At 58.8% G+C, this 16,011-nt stretch carries 12 protein-coding genes and 1 riboswitch; of the genes, 5 read left to right on the top strand and 7 right to left on the bottom strand.

All coding sequences use genetic code 11. The annotated features are described in order from the left end of the window. Positions 1–14 precede the first annotated feature (14 nt). Positions 15–431, top strand: coding sequence for an iron response transcriptional regulator IrrA (gene irrA, locus MWU54_RS07170; RefSeq protein ID WP_247081728.1), 417 nt, complete (start codon positions 15–17; stop codon positions 429–431). 14 nt (positions 432–445) lie between these two features. Here the strand turns inward: irrA and MWU54_RS07175 are convergent, their stop codons facing one another. Continuing rightward, the gene (locus MWU54_RS07175; RefSeq protein WP_247081730.1) at positions 446–2,113 is read right to left on the bottom strand and encodes a glycosyltransferase family 39 protein; all 1,668 of its coding nucleotides are present in this window, start codon (positions 2,111–2,113) and stop codon (positions 446–448) included. A 197-nt stretch (positions 2,114–2,310) separates the two neighbouring features. Here MWU54_RS07175 and MWU54_RS07180 point away from each other — a divergent pair, with 197 nt between their 5' ends. From MWU54_RS07180 to MWU54_RS07195, 4 genes are all read left to right on the top strand, one after another. Further along, on the top strand, positions 2,311–3,792 hold the full coding sequence (locus tag MWU54_RS07180; protein WP_247081732.1) for a UbiA family prenyltransferase: 1,482 nt from the start codon (positions 2,311–2,313) through the stop codon (positions 3,790–3,792). Positions 3,793–3,920: 128 nt separating this feature from the next. Beyond that, the gene (locus MWU54_RS07185; RefSeq protein WP_247081734.1) at positions 3,921–4,157 is read left to right on the top strand and encodes an EamA family transporter; all 237 of its coding nucleotides are present in this window, start codon (positions 3,921–3,923) and stop codon (positions 4,155–4,157) included. A 242-nt stretch (positions 4,158–4,399) separates the two neighbouring features. Further along, complete coding sequence (locus tag MWU54_RS07190; protein WP_247081736.1) at positions 4,400–8,044, top strand: DUF4214 domain-containing protein; 3,645 nt, start codon at positions 4,400–4,402, stop codon at positions 8,042–8,044. 244 nt (positions 8,045–8,288) lie between these two features. Then, a riboswitch (cobalamin riboswitch) is annotated at positions 8,289–8,483 on the top strand. A 96-nt stretch (positions 8,484–8,579) separates the two neighbouring features. After that, a complete protein-coding gene (locus tag MWU54_RS07195) occupies positions 8,580–8,882 on the top strand; it encodes a hypothetical protein (protein WP_247081738.1) in 303 nt (100 codons plus the stop codon). Here the strand turns inward: MWU54_RS07195 and MWU54_RS07200 are convergent. The 6 genes from MWU54_RS07200 to MWU54_RS07225 all read right to left on the bottom strand — a co-directional run bounded on the left by MWU54_RS07200 (position 8,879) and on the right by MWU54_RS07225 (position 15,940). Next, a complete protein-coding gene (locus MWU54_RS07200) occupies positions 8,879–9,832 on the bottom strand; it encodes a carbohydrate kinase (RefSeq protein WP_247081740.1) in 954 nt (317 codons plus the stop codon). The two genes, MWU54_RS07195 and MWU54_RS07200, sit on opposite strands and share 4 nt — an antisense overlap. Before the next feature lie 174 nt (positions 9,833–10,006). Then, the gene (locus MWU54_RS07205; protein WP_247081742.1) at positions 10,007–10,888 is read right to left on the bottom strand and encodes a bile acid:sodium symporter; all 882 of its coding nucleotides are present in this window, start codon (positions 10,886–10,888) and stop codon (positions 10,007–10,009) included. Positions 10,889–11,159: 271 nt separating this feature from the next. Then, positions 11,160–12,881, bottom strand: a complete 1,722-nt coding sequence (locus MWU54_RS07210) for an AMP-binding protein (RefSeq protein ID WP_247081744.1) — start codon at positions 12,879–12,881, stop codon at positions 11,160–11,162. Between the two features lie 118 nt (positions 12,882–12,999). Continuing rightward, positions 13,000–13,779: an ATP-binding cassette domain-containing protein gene (locus tag MWU54_RS07215; protein WP_247081746.1), complete on the bottom strand. Its 780-nt coding sequence runs from the start codon at positions 13,777–13,779 to the stop codon at positions 13,000–13,002. Position 13,780: 1 nt separating this feature from the next. Then, on the bottom strand, positions 13,781–14,890 hold the full coding sequence (locus MWU54_RS07220; RefSeq protein ID WP_247081748.1) for an ABC transporter permease: 1,110 nt from the start codon (positions 14,888–14,890) through the stop codon (positions 13,781–13,783). Positions 14,891–14,989: 99 nt separating this feature from the next. Continuing rightward, positions 14,990–15,940, bottom strand: a complete 951-nt coding sequence (locus tag MWU54_RS07225; RefSeq protein WP_247081750.1) for a sugar ABC transporter substrate-binding protein — start codon at positions 15,938–15,940, stop codon at positions 14,990–14,992. Positions 15,941–16,011: the final 71 nt, after the last annotated feature.

Below are 16,011 nucleotides of genomic sequence, written 5' to 3' on the forward strand. Positions count from 1 at the left end.
CATGCGGGAAAGCTATGCCTTCAATTGAGATAGAACGCGGGACCAGTTGGTTGTCGTCAGGCGGTGTCCGCCCGACGCGGCAGCGTGTTGCGCTTGCCTCACTTCTGGTTGGCGATGGTAAAAACCGCCACGTGACCGCGGAAAGCCTGTTTGCGGCTGTGAAAGACACCGGCGAACAAGTGTCCTTGGCGACGGTCTATAACACATTGCGCACGTTCTGCGACGCGGGCCTGATGCAAGAGGTCACGGTTGATGGGGCCCGGAGCTATTTCGACACCAACACCCATGACCATCCGCATTTCTTTTGGGAAGATGAGGGACGCCTGACAGACGCGCCTGCCGATCAGCTTGAGATCGCGCGTATCCCGTCGCCCCCGGACGGGGCCGAGATTTCCAGTGTCAATGTCGTGATCAAACTGCGCAAGACCTGACCCCGACGCTCGGATCAGGCGGACCGGCAGTCAAATACAGTGATTTCCCATTCAAGGAACAAGGGTTTGCGCGCGTCGTAAACGCGGTCGAGCACACACCGCTCCACCAGTTCTGCATGGAAGTTGCGCACAAGGGTCGAACGGCTCTTGTTTTTCAGATAGTCCAGATGGTTGACGATGAAGATATCGAACCCGTCTTCAAGCCAATAGTCGAGCTGCCATTCATCCTCTTGTGCAGGCCACGCGTGGGGCTGAACAGGGAAGTCGGCTGTCAGCGCGTCATCCCCGTCTAGTCCGGACATCGGGAACGGGGTGTCGACCCAGAAAAGCGCATCCTCGGTGTTTTCGGTGATGATCCGTTCGGGCGCGACAACGGGCATTTCGATCCCGTAGCGCGCCGCCACACCATCCAGTCTGTCAAACTCGTGCTGCTGGGCCTCCATCGTATGTGGCACCGGCAAAGCCAAACCGGACTGGATCCTGCTATTCGGGTAGGTTTCGGCGAGGTAGTCCGCCAAATCGACAGCGATCGGTGTAGCGGTTGCCTGTTTGACCACCATTGCAGTGGCCCCGACCATCAACCCGAAGCCGAAGCAGGACGTGATGGCCACCACGATTTTTGGCCATCCGGCGTAACTGCGCAGAATATCCATCAAGACAACCGCCGCCAGAAACACAAACAGCAGCAGATTGGGCAGGAAGAGATGTTCGGGCTGACGCGTGCCCACCAGCAATGAAATCGCGATGGTCGACACGCCATTGGCGAGCCAGATCGCAACCAACGCATCGCGCATGGCAAGGCCGCAGGATTTCGATAGAAACCAGATTGGGCTGACCAAGCCGATTGCAAGCAACACCGGGTTCAGCCCCAACAACGTGTCACCGAACAGTCGAACGGTCACCGGAAGACCCGCGCCAAACCCGTCTTCCTCGCGCACCGACATCACGGTTTGGATTTTCTGGAAGGCAAGGAAGCCATCAATGTCCAGCAAAATGCCAATGTTCATGATTGGCCACAGAACCAACAGGACAATCAGCGACACGCCAAAGGATTTCAGCGCAGATGACATTCCTTCCCGACGGGCCAATACAAAGATCATCGCCAACGCCACCGGACCAAGAAGCAATAGCGCGGATTGTTTAAACCCGAACGCAAGCGCGACCATGATCCCGATGATCACGTTCCAACGCTGTTTGTGGTCAGTATCTAGACGCATCAAAAACGCCCAGATCACCGCAAAGCAAGCCACGGCAAGCGCGGTATCGCCCTTGGCTGTATGGGCCATAAAGACACCCAGCGGAAAGACGACGGCAAACGCACCAACAATCCCGGCATGCATCACGCCAAGGCCAACGCGACGCGCGGACATGTAGAAGAGTGGTGCGGCAAGCGCACCAAGAAAGCCCGTCAGGTACCGGGCAGCAAGGTAGAACGGCGTCGGATCGGTGAAATAGGCCTGCCGGAACTCAGCCGTACCGGACCACATATCCGTCAATAGGCCAAATCCGAACAACCCGCCAATCGCCACCGCGTTCAGGTAGTTGAAAAAGGGCGGGTAAAAATGCTGACCCGGCACCAATTGCCCGGTCAGAACGCGGGCGGCGTCGTTGATCCGCTCATCCCCGTGAAAGAACCCGTAATCCGCCCCGTAGGTGCGCAGGAACAACGCAATTGCAAACAAAAGGCAGCATAGTCCTACCTGCGCCGCTTTTTGGCCGAAATTAACCATTACCGCCTAACCTATCCAACGTACAAAACCAGTGACCCGACCTTGATGAGTACCCACAAAATCCGAATTTCCGTGAAAGAGACGGGGAATCCCGTTCTTTTTCAACATTTTTTGACGATTTGTTGCGAAAGCCAGTTTAAATGAACGCCATGCCTCCGATCGTTTCCAAATCCACGCTCTCGACGGGCCTTGATCTGTTTGTCGATCTCGACGGAACGTTGATCGCCGGGGATATTGCAGAAGAATCGCTTGCCCGCACGGCACGCAACTGGCGGGCCTTTGTTGCGGCGGCGCAATCCTATTCCGCCGGGGGCCTGTCTGGACTGAAACGCTCTCTGGCGACGTCAATGCCGCCGGATGTGACAAACCTGCCGTTTCGTGAAGATGTGCTGGACTACATCCGCGGTGCGCGGGCTGCCGGGCGGCGCGTGGTTCTGGCAACGGCGGCGGACAAGCAGATCGCTGTTGCGGTCGCGGATCACCTTGGGCTGTTTGACGCCGTGATTGCGTCGGAGCCCGGACGCAACATGAAGGGTGAGGCGAAACTGCACGCGATTCAGGACATGGCGGCGGGCCCTTTCGAGTATCTTGGCGACAGCGCGGCCGACGTTCCGATCTGGCAAGCGGCCGAACGATCCGGTTTCGTCGCGCCAAGCGCACAAGCCCGTCATGAAATGAAGCGCGATCCCGGGTCAGTGTCGCTGCATATCGAACCCTCGATTTCGCAAGGCAAAGCCTTGATGAAAGCGATGCGCCCGCACCAATGGGCGAAGAACGTCCTGGTCTTTGTGCCAATCCTCTTTGCCCACGAATATGTCGATCCCGGCGTGTTGTTGGCCGGGCTGATGGCGTTTGTGTGCTTCAGCCTCTGCGCCTCTGGTGTCTACCTGGTGAACGATATCATTGATATCGAAGCCGATCGCAAACACGCGACCAAACACAAACGCCCGTTTGCGGCGGGTCACCTGTCGATCCGGCGCGGATTGCTCGCCGCAGGCGCGTTGCTGGGCGGCTCTGTGCTGGCCGCGTTTGCCTTTGTGAACGTCCTCTTCGGGCTGGTCCTTGCCAGCTATGCGGTGCTGACAACCGCCTATACCTTCTGCCTGAAGCGCTATTCGACGGTGGACGTGGTCGCGCTTTCGCTGCTTTACACATGGCGCATCCTTGCAGGATCAGCTGCAACCGCATTGGCGCCAAGCCCGTGGTTGCTCAGCTATTCGCTCTTTTTCTTCCTCAGCCTCGCCTACATGAAGCGTTACATCGAAATCGACGCCATGAAGACGGCGGACGAAGATGAAAAACTACCGTCGCGGAACTACTACGCGTCCGAGGTGCAACTGGTTCTGACCTTCGGCATCGCCAACGGGGCGCTGTCGGTGCTGACCCTCGCGCAATACGTCAATTCGACATCGGTGGAACAATTCTACAGCATGCCCTTCCTGCTATGGCTGATCGTTCCGGTCATGATGTTCTGGATCTACCGCACCTGGACCTGGGCCAGCCGCGGCAAGATTGGCGATGACCCTGTGGTCTTTGCGCTAAAAGACCGGATAAGCCGGATCTGCGTGGGGATTGTTTTGCTGATCATCATTGCCGCCCGAGTCTTGCCGCAGCCCGGGGGACTGCTGTGACCTGGGGCGCATTTGCACTGATTTTTGCAAGTGTGAGCCTATCGGCACTTGGGCAGACGGCATTCAAGGTAGGGGTCGGGCAAACCAACGCTGCTGCGGATGCCGGATTGGTCCTGAAAATCATGGGCATGCTTTTTTCCCCCATGGTGTTGCTCGGGCTCGCGCTTTACGGGATCGGCACCGTGTTTTGGCTGTTTGCGCTCAAGCAACTGGATCTGTCGCTGGCGTATCCATTTGTCGCGATGAGCTTTGTCATGGTCGCCGGGTCCGGCATGCTGTTTCTGGGCGAACCGGTTCAGACATCCCGTCTGATTGGAATCGGGCTCATCATTCTTGGCCTACTGGTCATGGCGCGTGGCGGGTAGCTAAAACTCAAAGCATTCTTTGCAGACGCGATCCGACACGGTGCCCGCGCGCGCGTTGGACACACGACACCGTGCACTCACTTGAAATATCAATGGCTTTGATTGGTTCAGCCAACATTTCGCCGTCGCGATTCATCCCCCTTCCGGACGCCGGCAATTTCATTCAAATCCGTGCTTTAAGGCCCTCTTCATATTCCACCCCCTAACCCTCCGAGCGGGGGTTTTAATGAGTGGAGTGGGGCATGGAACCCGTAACCGATGTGTTCGGAACGCAGACGTCTGCGGCTGCAATGGGATTTGGCTTGAACGGCGTCACCGATTGGAGTGTTCAACAGCCGTTTCTGGATGTGTTCAAAACAGCGCGTCCGTGGATGATCCATACCGAGGACCAATGGGGGGCCTATTCTCCGGAACAGCTCGCCTCCATGGGCGCGCTCGACGCCGATGGCTGGATCATGGATATACCGTCCGATGTGGATCGTATCCAGACAGTGATCCTCACGGAATTGCCGCAAGACGCGACCTATACAGCGGGTCTTTACCGTTTGAGTTATGACGGAAACGGCTCGATTTCGGTCTCCGGGGCAGAGATTGTCTCGCAAACCGACGGCGAAATCTGGTTCGACTACCAACCAACCGGCTCTGGCATGGTCTGGATCACCGTCGACGCCACCGACCCAGCCAACTATCTTCGCAATATCTCCGTCGTCAAACAGGAGCACATCCCCGCCTTCGAAGCAGGTCAGGTCTTCAATCCGCTGTGGTTGGACGTGATCGATAATGCGCATTCGCTGCGGTTCATGGACTGGATGGAGACCAACGACTCCACCCTGCAAAGCTGGTCCGAGCGTCCGCACGAAGCGAAATACACGTATTTCGGCGGTGTCCCGGTCGAGGTGATGGTCGATCTGGCCAATGCAACCGGCACCGAACCCTGGTTCAACATCCCCTGGCATGCGGACGAAACCTTCATTCGGGAGTTTTCAACTTACGTCCGCGACAATCTCGACCCTGACCTGCGCGCTCATTTCGAGATGTCCAACGAGGTCTGGAACTGGATGTTCGAACAGGCGCAGGATGCGTCGCAAGCCGCACAGCAACGGTTCGGGCAGGAACTCGGCGACGGTTGGGTTCAGGAATACGGAGCGCGGTCAGCGGAAATGGCCGCGATCCTGGATCAGGTTTACGCGGGTCAGGAACACCTTCTGGTCAAAGCGATTGCAACCCATACCTTCTGGCCCGGCCTGGAAACGGCGATCCTTGAAGCCCCGGCTTGGCAGGCCCAAAACGCTGGCAATGATGCGCCGTTTTTGTCGTTCGACACCTATGCGATCACCGGGTATTTCGGGAACAGCTTTGGCACCGACGCCAAGGCAAACGCGGTGTTGCAATGGGTGGCACAAAGCGAAAGCCAAGCCCGACAGGACGCCGCGGCGCAGGGCCTTAGCGGTGCGGCGGCCGATGCATATGTCGCCGACCACCGCTACGATGCGGCGGTTGACCTTGCGATCCGGGAACTGCGGGACGGGTCCGTGACCGGCGATGCCGAGGATTCGCTACAGGGTCTGTTCGAACTGTTCCGCTATCACAAATCCGTGGCAGATGCGCACGGACTTGATCTGGTGATGTACGAAGGCGGGACACATATCGTCGGCGTTGGCCCGTGGGTGGACAATGACACGCTGACCGATTTCTTCCTGCATTTGAATTACTCGGATGAGATGGGCCATCTCTACGAGGAACTGCTGGCCGGATGGGAAGCGGCTGGCGGGACGTTGTTCAACGCCTTTGTCGATGTGGCGCGGCCGTCGCAATGGGGCAGTTGGGGATCCCTGCGACACCTTGAGGACGATACCGGTCGGCACAGAGCAATCGACGATTTCATCGACCGGCACCCCGCACCTGATCACATGAAAGATGGACTCTGGAATTCGGTCCCGCAGGATTTCGCCCCGGTTCCGAGCCCTGATCCGGACCCGCAGCCGGACCCCGAGCCCGATCCGACCCCCACGCCAGAGCCAACACCAGATCCGGAACCGTTTCCTGATCCCGATCCCGATCCGACACCGCCTGTGGCCCCAACCGATCCGGTGGCGGACGTGCGCGAATACATTTTTGGCAACAGTCTCATTGCCTGGGCCGTGGGAGACCCGGAACTGTCCGTCACGCATTGGACGGCACAAATGGCGGCTTCGGCAGGATCGAGCTATGCGGCGGCGATGCAAACCGGCATGTTGAGCGATCACGACGATCTGCCCGCGCGGCCTCATATCAACATGAGCACGGTCACCGAGGCCTTGGACCCGGACGGTGACCAAAGCTTTGCGGATGTCGGTTTCACCCAGATCACCATCTCTGCATCGAATTTCGTGCAATATCAGGCACCGGACGAGCCGTATTGGGGATCGTCCGACACCTCGCCTGCCGAGGCCGCGATGCGCGTGATCAACTGGGCGTCGGACCGTGCGCCCGGCGCGACGATCAACATCTTCGAGACGTGGCCCGAAATGGAAGGTTTCGCCGCAAGTTTTCCACCGACAGAGGCGGAGTTCGCCGCATGGCAGAACTACATGTTGGGAGACTGGCACGACTGGTGGGTTTCGCTGTCGGAAACCATCAACCGGCAAAGACCGGACCTCGACGTGCGATTGATCAGCGTCGGTCCGCAGATCGCGGCAATGCTGGACGATCCATCGCTGGGTCTCACGGGGATGACGGTGCAAGATCTTTATCAGGATGACGCGCCACACGGGACACCGACGCTTTATTTCCTGGCGTCGCTTGTCCACTACTCCGCGATTTATGGCTCTGCACCGCCGAGCAATTTCGCGGTGCCCAACACCGTTCACCCTGCTGTGCGCGACAATTTCAACGACATTGTCAATTGGCTGGCCGAGGCAGGGGGCACTGGCTTGCCAGAACCTCTGGTCGCACCCTTCAGCGACCGGTCAGAGGATTTGAGTGCCGGGGAGTCAGACGTGGGTTCCAACGCGATCGAAACACCTGTCATCACCACAAGCTCTGACGGGATCATTGGGCAGAACGGGGACGACCGGATTGTTCTGCAAACCGGCAACACCGCGGTCGATGGCCGGGGGGGCGAAGACACTCTTGTTCTGGCTGGAAACCAGGCGAACTATTCCGTCCGCTTCCTGGACGATACGATTGTCGTTGAAAACCGATCCGATCCAGACGAGCTGCCGGTCGCGTTGCAGAACATGGAATGGCTGGATTTCGGGCAAGAGACTGCGCCCTTCGACGCGCGCGGGGTGGATTTGGACTTGTTCGACGGGATGGCCAGCCTTGACGCCGCTGCCGTTGCGGCCCTGACCGAGCTTTACATCGCGTATTTCAATCGTGCTCCCGACGCGGTTGGACTGTTTTTCTGGGGCAATCAGCTTGCGAACGGTCGATCTTTGACCAACATCGCGGAACAGTTCTTCGATCAGCCGGAAACGCGCGCGGTGTACGGGGATCTGACCGATACAGACGCGTTTGTCACCGCCGTGTACCAGAATGTGCTGGGGCGTAGCCCGGACAGCGGTGGTATGGCATTTTGGATGGATGTTCTGGAGAGCGGCTCTGGAACCACGCCAGCGACGTTCATTCAGGCGATTATTGCGGGTGCCAAGGCTGACACAGGTGCGCCGCAGGACGCAGCCTACCTGGCCAACAAAGTTCTGGTTGGCACGCATTACGCGGTCACGCGCGGCATGTCCGATGTGGAGGACGCGAGCGCAGTGATGCTGGGTTTCGACGGAACCAGCACGGCTGTGCAGCAAGGTATTGCGGCGACCGATGCGCTGTATTCCGACATTCTGGATGGGACGACGGATGGTTTCCTGATGCAACTTGTCGGGCTGAGTGACGATCCGTTCACCCTGTAGCAGCATCCATGACACTGGCGCGGCCCACGAACGTATGGCCGCGCTGACCCGTCTGAGCAGGAACCAGTAAAGCTGCAGGATACTGAGAAAGTCTGACATGTCGGAGCGCGTGTTCCCTGCTTGATACGGCCAGCCTTGGCCCGATTTGCGCCCTATTTACGCGCTGATCCGTTAAGAACACCTTAGCCGCGCAGCGATCCGGAAGAGTTTTCCGCGTTCCTCTTGATTTCAGCGAACGCTTCTGGAACACTTTGCCCACGATGGTGACCGCTGCCAAAAACAGCGGTCTAATAGGGAATACGGTGAAATTCCGTGACTGCCCCCGCAACTGTAAGCGGCGAGTGTACTGTACGAAAGCCACTGGGCGACCCGCCTGGGAAGGTGTTCAGCGCATCGTGACCCGCAAGTCAGGAGACCTGCCATTGCACGAAAACTGAACCCGGGCGGGGTGCACCGGAGGTCGAACGCGATATTGGCAGCCTGCCTTGATCAGTTTTGGACCTCTTGCACGTCGCCATAGCGCGGAGGGCGCTTTATGTTGATTGCTCGGACCCTGACACAGCTTCAGGTCAAACCTGCTTCGCCGGAGCGGGCAAAAGAAATGGGACAATTGGGATATATGCAATGGTTGGGCGGCCTGCCCGCCGGGGCCTGTTATCAGACAGAGGCGGCCTGCGCCTATATCGCCGCGATGCCGTTCAAAGAGACCGATCCGGCAGTTGAAGTCTTTTGCGGATTGCTGCGGGCGTCCCTGAAGACCCCGCTGCAACCGCTTGACCTTGCCCTGCCCAAACCAAAGCGGCGCGGCGGCGCAAAAGAGCGGCGCTTGTCGCTTTAGCCAGCCGCGCGCAACGCCGCTTCAAGTTCGTCCAGTGACGGCGGGTTGCACCCTGCCCGGCTGCAATTGATGGCCGCAGCCATACCCGCGCGGCGCAGCAAGGCCTCAACATCATCGCGCGACAGCTTGGACAACGCGTCCGGCGACAGCGCGTCGATGCGGTCCAACCCCGCCAGCAAGGTCGCCATAAAGGTGTCCCCGGCACCCACTGTATCGACCAGCCCCGGAACCGGAGGGGCCGGGATGTCGACCTGTGCGTCCCCAATCAACGCGGTTGCACCGTCAGGGCCCTTGGTCATCACCAGGAGGGGGGCGGATGCTTTGTCCCGCACGACGCGCAGCGCATCGGCCAAGGATTGCGCCGGGCATAGCCCTTCGAGGTCTTCATCGCTGAGCTTCAGCAAATTGGTCTTGCCCATCATGCGAAAGATGCGCGCACGGTACTGGTCGGGGTCGGTGATCACGGACAACCGAACATTGGGATCAAGCGACACCAACTGGCCGGATGTAAAGGCCGAGTCACAGGTGGCTTCCCACGCATCCGCATCCGCACCTTCGGTCACGGCCATGGATCCGGTATGCAGCGCCGCCAGACCGTCTGGTATGACGTCTTGCAGGGACGTTGCCGTCACCTGCCGTTCGGCTGTTCCGTCGCGTTCGAATGTGTAAGACGGGATGCCATCCGTCACCGTCACCCGTGCGATGGTGGTTGGCGCGTCCACGCGTCCGCCACTCAGCACCACGTGTGACGCGGTCAGCGTATCGGCCAGAAGTGTGCCCCAGTCGTCGTTGGAAATCGGCGTCAGGTAATGGACGTTTGCAGACTGACGGCCCAGCGCCATTGCCACGTTGAACGGTGATCCGCCTGCCAGCGTCGAGACGGTGCCGTCTCGGGTCACATGATCTATCAGGTTCTCCCCGCCGACGCCGATAATAGAAGACTGTGCCATGCTGTGCGGTCCCGTCTGGATAAAGTCCCGTGGTGACTAAGCCGATATCACATATGGTATCAAGGGTCAGTTTCCGAGCAGAGGCCAATCAATCCATTCGCGGCGCGGGACCGCGTGCAGCCCCGTCCAAAGCGGCTATTGCCGGGACGCCATTCTCTGACGGCACCGCGACCACTAAAGGAGGCTGTCGGGCATCTTCTGTTCCGCAGCCGTGTTCGCGCGACGGAAGAACAGCGTCACGAAGGTCGACACGATCACGATGAACAGAGAATAGAGCACCGGCACCGCCATCACCGCCTGCTGCTGATCGGGCGGGAAGGTGAATACGATAATCGCAATCGCCAGCGGCCCGTTCTGGATGCCCGTCTCAAGCGCCACCGTGCGCGCATTGCGCGGGTGCAGTTTGAGCGTTTTGGCAAAGAAATAGCCCACGGTGATACCCACCAGCCCCAGACCAATCGACGCCGTATAAGTCGCCGCCGTTGTATTCAGCAGGAACTGCCAATTCTGCGGAATCCACGTCACCATGATGAACACGATAAAGAACAGCGCGAGGATCGACCCGCCAAATTCCAGCACCGCACCGACATTGGCGCTTAGCTTGCGCAGGGTCATGCCGATAGCGACCGGAACCAGCAGCACCAGAAGCACCGCGATGATGTCTTCGCGCGGGATCTCAAGATCAAGCGCAGAGGCGTAGAGTAGCAGGATCAGCGGGATCAGGATCACGCCTGTGACAGTGGATGTCACCGTCATCAGAACAGACAGCGCCAGATTGCCCTTGGAAAAATAGGTAAAAATGTTTGATGTCGTCCCGCCCGGCATACAGGCCATGATCAGGATACCGATGGCAATCGTTTCCGGCACCGCCAGAAACAGCGCAAAGGCAAAGCCCAGAAGCGGCATGATCCCGTACTGGCTGATCACACCAATCGCCAACCCGTAGGGCCGCCGCAGCGCCAGATAGAAATCGCGCGGCGTCAGGGACGCGCCCATGCCCAGCATGATGACAGCAACCATGATCCCCAGAAGGGTCTGTGTAAACTCAGTGACCATTGAGGGCCTCGATATGGTTGGGACACACACTCGGCGCGTGTCGGATTTTGTTACTGGCTAGAAACTTCGTGCGAAGCGATCTGGGTGATCGGAAGCGCGAAGTGACGCGGGCAGAAACAAAATCCGCCGCGTCGCATGCGATTTCGCCAAAATCCGGCTTCGCTGCGTTACGTCCGCTTAAAAGGTGCCCAACCTGTCTACACGGCCGTGCCTTGCGCAGCCGGATTTTGGACTGAAACCGAGAGCGTGTCCCAACCATATGGAGGCCCTTCTACTCCGCCGCCACTTGCGCAAGCTCTTCGGCGCGCAGGTCTTTTCTAAGGATTTTGCCGACATTCGATTTCGGCAGATCGTCGCGGAACTCAACCCGCTTTGGCACTTTGTAGGCCGTCAAATGCGCCTTGCAGTGCGCGCGGATGTCCTGTTCCGTCAGGCTCTCGTCACGCTTCACGATGAACGCCTTGACCGCCTCACCCGTCGCATCATCCGGCACGCCGATCACGGCCGCTTCAAGGATGCCGGGATGGGTCGCCAGACAATCCTCAACCTCGTTCGGGTAGACGTTGAACCCGGACACAACAACCATGTCCTTCTTGCGGTCCACGATGCGGAAATAGCCGTCCGGGTCCATCACGCCGATGTCTCCGGTCAGGAACCAGCCGTCTTTCATGACATTCGCGGTTTCCTCGGGCTTGTTCCAATAGCCTGCCATGATCTGCGGGCCTTTGGCGGCAATCTCGCCGCTTTGGCCGATCTGCACGGGGGTGCCGTCATCGTCCAGACAGGTGACAAGCGTAGACGGCACAGGCACGCCAATCGACCCATCCCGCGTCTTGCCCAGCGGGTTGAAGGTCAGCACGGGCGAGGTTTCCGTCAGACCATAGCCCTGCAACACAGGCTTGCCTGTCACCGTCTCCCACTTTTCAGCCACCGCCGCCTGCAACGCCATACCCCCGGCACTCGCAAATTTCAGATGTTTGGGCGGGCTGTCGTTGAACCAAATCTCGTTGCACAACCCGTTGAAGAGCGTGTTCACACCGCTCATCCAGGTGATCTTGTAGTTCTCGAACGCGCGTTTGAGGTTCGACAAAGGGCGCGGGTTCGGGATCAGGATGTTGCGCGCGCCCAGCCAGTAAAAGCCCAGCAGGTTCACCGTAAACGCAAAGATGTGGTACATCGGCAAAGCGGTCAGGGCGACCTCTTCCCCCTTCTTCACCCCCGCGATCAACTCCATCGTCTGTTCCATGTTCAGGATCAGATTGGCATGGGTCAGCATCGCGCCCTTGGCCACCCCGGTGGTGCCGCCCGTATACTGCAGGCAGGCCACGTCATCTGGTTCAACCGACTGATGATAGGCATCCACCTCGACCTTGCGCGACGCTTTCTTCGCGCGCCCGGCCTCAAGCGCATCCGGCAGGCGGATATGGGCAACACCGATGGGTTTGATCGACTTGTCCCAGTATTTTTGCACCAATCCGACAATCCCGCGCGGCAGAACCGGCAGGAATTCCGCCACCCGCGTCACGATGATATTCGGGATCGGATGGCCGCGTGTCGCTTCGGGGATCTTGTCGGCAAACATATCGACGATCACCAACGCATGCGGTTCGGCATCGGAAAACTGTTTTGCCATCTCGTCGGCGGTATACAGCGGGTTCACGTTGACCAGCACACAGCCTGCCTTGAGGATACCAAACGCCGCGACCGGAAAGCTCAGGCAATTGGGCATCTGAAGCGCCACGCGGTCGCCTTGGGTCAGCCCCGCCACTTCGCGCAGATAGACCGCAAAGGCATCCGACATCTCGTTGACCTGATCAAAACTCAACGTGCCGTTCATGCCATTGGGCAGGCAGGTGGTGAAGGCCGGAGCGGATCCGAACGTGTCGGCAACGGACCGGATCAGATCGCCGATTGTGCGATATGACGCCGTTTCGATCTCGGGCCGCACATCAGGGCCGTAAAAGGCCGTCCAGGGCCGGTCCTCAAGTGTCATCAATCCCTCCCAAGATCGCGTGCACGTGTGACCTGTGACACTACGCATATTCAAGGGCTTGTCGATTGTGACGTTTGGGAAAACCCTCTCCGCCTGACTTCACGGGTTGTCTATGGCGTTACACCGTGCCGCCCAGACTGCCTTCGAGCGTGGCAAGCTCCTGCCCGCCCGCCATAAGGTCCTGCAGTTCTTCCGGTGTGATTTCACCGCGTTCTGCGGTGCCCAGCGTCTTGCCGCGATTGAGTACTGTGAACCGGTCGCCCACGGCCATCGCGTGACGGACGTTGTGGGTGATGAACACAACCGCAATGCCCTGCTTGCGGACCTTGTCGATGGTGGCCAGCACGTTTGACGTTTGCCGCACGCCCAGCGCCGATGTGGGTTCATCCAGGATCAGAACTTTTGCGCCAAAATGCACCGCACGCGCAATCGCAACGGTTTGGCGTTCCCCGCCTGACAGCGTGCCGACCGCCTGATCCGGGCCGCGCAGGTTGATGCCCATCTTGCGCATCTCCTCCATCGTGACCCTGTTGGCATAGTCATGATCAAAGAACGGGATACCCGCGACCTTCTTGATCGGCTCGTTGCCCATAAAGAAATTCCGGCTGACCGACATCAACGGGATCATCGCAAGGTGCTGGTGCACCGTGGCGATCCCGGCGGCAATCGCATCGCGCGGATCGGCGAAATCAAGCGGTTTGCCTTCAAAGATAATCTCGCCGCTGGTTGGCTTGTGCACGCCAGACATCGTTTTGATAAAGGTCGATTTGCCCGCACCGTTGTCGCCCAGCAGGCAGTGGCATTCACCGCCGAAGACGTCGACAGACACGCCCGCCAACGCGATGACCGACCCAAAGTGCTTTTCGATATTCTGCATACGGATGATGGGATCGGTCATATCAACGCTCTCCTGTGATGATGCGGCGGATATAGGTGTTCAGGATCACCGCAAAGAGCAGGATCACCCCCAGGAACACCCGGAACAAAGAGCTTTCGACCCCGGCAAAGAACAGCCCCTGCTGCACCACACCGAAGATCAACGCGCCCAGTGCGGCACCAATCACCGACCCGTAGCCACCGGTCAGCAACGCACCGCCGATGACCACGGCAATGATCGCCTCAAATTCCTTGAGCAATCCACGATCCGCCCCGGCAGAGCCGAACTCCATCACCTGGCAGGTGGCAAACACGGTTGCGCAGAAGGCGGTGAACATGAACATCAGGATCTTGACCTGATTGACCGGAACACCCGAATTGCGCGCGGCATCAGCATCCCCGCCCGCGGCAAAGATCCAGTTGCCAAAGCGTGTGCGCGTCAGAAGGATATGCGCAAAGACAATCAGGACAAGCGCCCAGATGATCAGCATGGGAATGCCGTCCACAACCGGCTGCCCCGCGCGGCTGCCGCGCTCAAACACAGCGATGATCCCCGCGTCGCCCATCCACTGGAAAAAACCGGTTAGGATCTTGCCGCCAAAGAGAACGGCCAGCCAATCCCCTTCTGCCGCTTCGCGAATTCCACCAATGATGGTTTTCCGCTCGACTGTCTGAGGAATAAAAATCGTGAACCCGCGCAGGATAAACAGGGTAGCCAACGTCACGATAAAGCTGGGCAGACCCGTGCGCACCACGATGTAGCCATTCAACGCCCCGAACGCGACACAGATCACAAAGGTGACGAGGATCGCCATCCACATCGGCCAACCGAGGGTGACACCAAAAATGGCGATCATCATGCCGGCAAAGCCGATCATGGAGCCAACAGACAAGTCAAACTCTCCCGAGATCATAAGCAGGCACGCCCCCACCGCGATGATCATGAATTGCGCGGACACAACGCTCCAGTTCAGCACGCCCTGGGCGTTGAACATGCCACTGTCGAATGCGAACAAAAGAAAAAAGGTAAAAACCGCAACGGTGCCGACCATGCCACCCAGTTCAGGGCGGATCAGGGCTTTGCGGAAGGCAGAGAGTTCCTTGACTCTCTCATCACCAGACGCATCAGACATCCGGACACTCCTCGCTATGATTTTGGGAAACTGGGACAACCCCGGGGGTTCAGGGCGACCACGCGCGTGGCCGGTCGCCCTGTCGTGTCGTTTTGGAAATCAGCGGAATTCGCCCGCGAACTCTTCGACTTTCTCAAGACCGTCAGCTGTCACAAAGCCCGGACCAGAGTTGATGTTGTTGCCCGGCAGAACGCCGTAGCGGTGGTAGTTGGTCATCACGACAACCGGCAGGTACGCCTGAAGGAAGGGCTGCTGGTCGATGCCCCAGTTGATGATGCCGTCCTTGATGCCCTGAACGATGTTTTCGCCAAGGTCGAACGTACCAAAATAGATGTCACCGGCCATACCGTTTTCGTCCAGCGCCAGCAGCGTCGGGTCAGCAGAGGTTGGGCCAAGCGTCAGAACGGCGTCCGTGTCCGGGTTGGCCGAAAGATAGGCCAATACGCGGTTCTTGATTTCGGCCGGGTCCTGACCGGAATCGATCATCTGGTTGCCCAGATCAATGCCAAGCCCATCTGCGAAACCCTGGCACCGCTCTGTTGAGGATGGTGAGGAAATGTAGTGGTTCACACACAGGAAGGATCCGACGCCATCGCCTTTGGCGCGCAGACCTGCGGCGTAGCCTGCGTCATATTCAGGCTGACCGACATACATCAGGGCGCCAACTTCGCGGGCCTGTTCGGGTGTGCCCGAATTCATGATGATCACGTCGATACCGCTTGCAACCGCATCCATGATCGGTCCCTTGAGCACGTCATAATCGGACAGTGTGGTGATGATGCCGTTTGGACCAGAGGCTGCCGCCTGTTCAATGATGCGCGCCATATCGGCAAGGTCACCGGTGGGCGGGTTGCGGTATTCAACGCTGACATTCATCTGCTCACCGGCAAGCGCGATACCGTTCTTGATGGTGTTCCACCAACTGTCGCTATCGGGTGCGTGGCTCACCAGAATATAGGTTTCGCCCTCTGCGGCCGCGGGCTGCGCCGCCATAAACGGTGCCGCAACAATCGCCGTCGCAAGCGCCAGTTTCTTGATCACTGAGTTCATTCTTTCCTCCCAAGGATTCACCGTTCTCTCGGCGTAAGAGCGGCATTCACCGCTTCTCCGACTCAACTAAA

It is taken from the genome of Marivita sp. S6314 (genome assembly GCF_023015985.1).
Taxonomy (GTDB): domain Bacteria; phylum Pseudomonadota; class Alphaproteobacteria; order Rhodobacterales; family Rhodobacteraceae; genus Marivita.

Excerpts from the sequence above, each read along its gene's own strand:
- irrA (WP_247081728.1), top strand. The coding sequence starts at position 15 with ATGCCTTCAATTGAGATAGAACGCGGGACCAGTTGGTTGTCGTCAGGC.
- MWU54_RS07180 (WP_247081732.1), top strand. The coding sequence starts at position 2,311 with ATGCCTCCGATCGTTTCCAAATCCACGCTCTCGACGGGCCTTGATCTG.
- MWU54_RS07185 (WP_247081734.1), top strand. The coding sequence starts at position 3,921 with ATGCTTTTTTCCCCCATGGTGTTGCTCGGGCTCGCGCTTTACGGGATC.
- MWU54_RS07190 (WP_247081736.1), top strand. The coding sequence starts at position 4,400 with ATGGAACCCGTAACCGATGTGTTCGGAACGCAGACGTCTGCGGCTGCA.
- MWU54_RS07195 (WP_247081738.1), top strand. The coding sequence starts at position 8,580 with ATGTTGATTGCTCGGACCCTGACACAGCTTCAGGTCAAACCTGCTTCG.
- MWU54_RS07200 (WP_247081740.1), bottom strand. The coding sequence starts at position 9,832 with ATGGCACAGTCTTCTATTATCGGCGTCGGCGGGGAGAACCTGATAGAT.
- MWU54_RS07205 (WP_247081742.1), bottom strand. The coding sequence starts at position 10,888 with ATGGTCACTGAGTTTACACAGACCCTTCTGGGGATCATGGTTGCTGTC.
- MWU54_RS07210 (WP_247081744.1), bottom strand. The coding sequence starts at position 12,881 with ATGACACTTGAGGACCGGCCCTGGACGGCCTTTTACGGCCCTGATGTG.
- MWU54_RS07215 (WP_247081746.1), bottom strand. The coding sequence starts at position 13,779 with ATGACCGATCCCATCATCCGTATGCAGAATATCGAAAAGCACTTTGGG.
- MWU54_RS07220 (WP_247081748.1), bottom strand. The coding sequence starts at position 14,890 with ATGTCTGATGCGTCTGGTGATGAGAGAGTCAAGGAACTCTCTGCCTTC.
- MWU54_RS07225 (WP_247081750.1), bottom strand. The coding sequence starts at position 15,940 with ATGAACTCAGTGATCAAGAAACTGGCGCTTGCGACGGCGATTGTTGCG.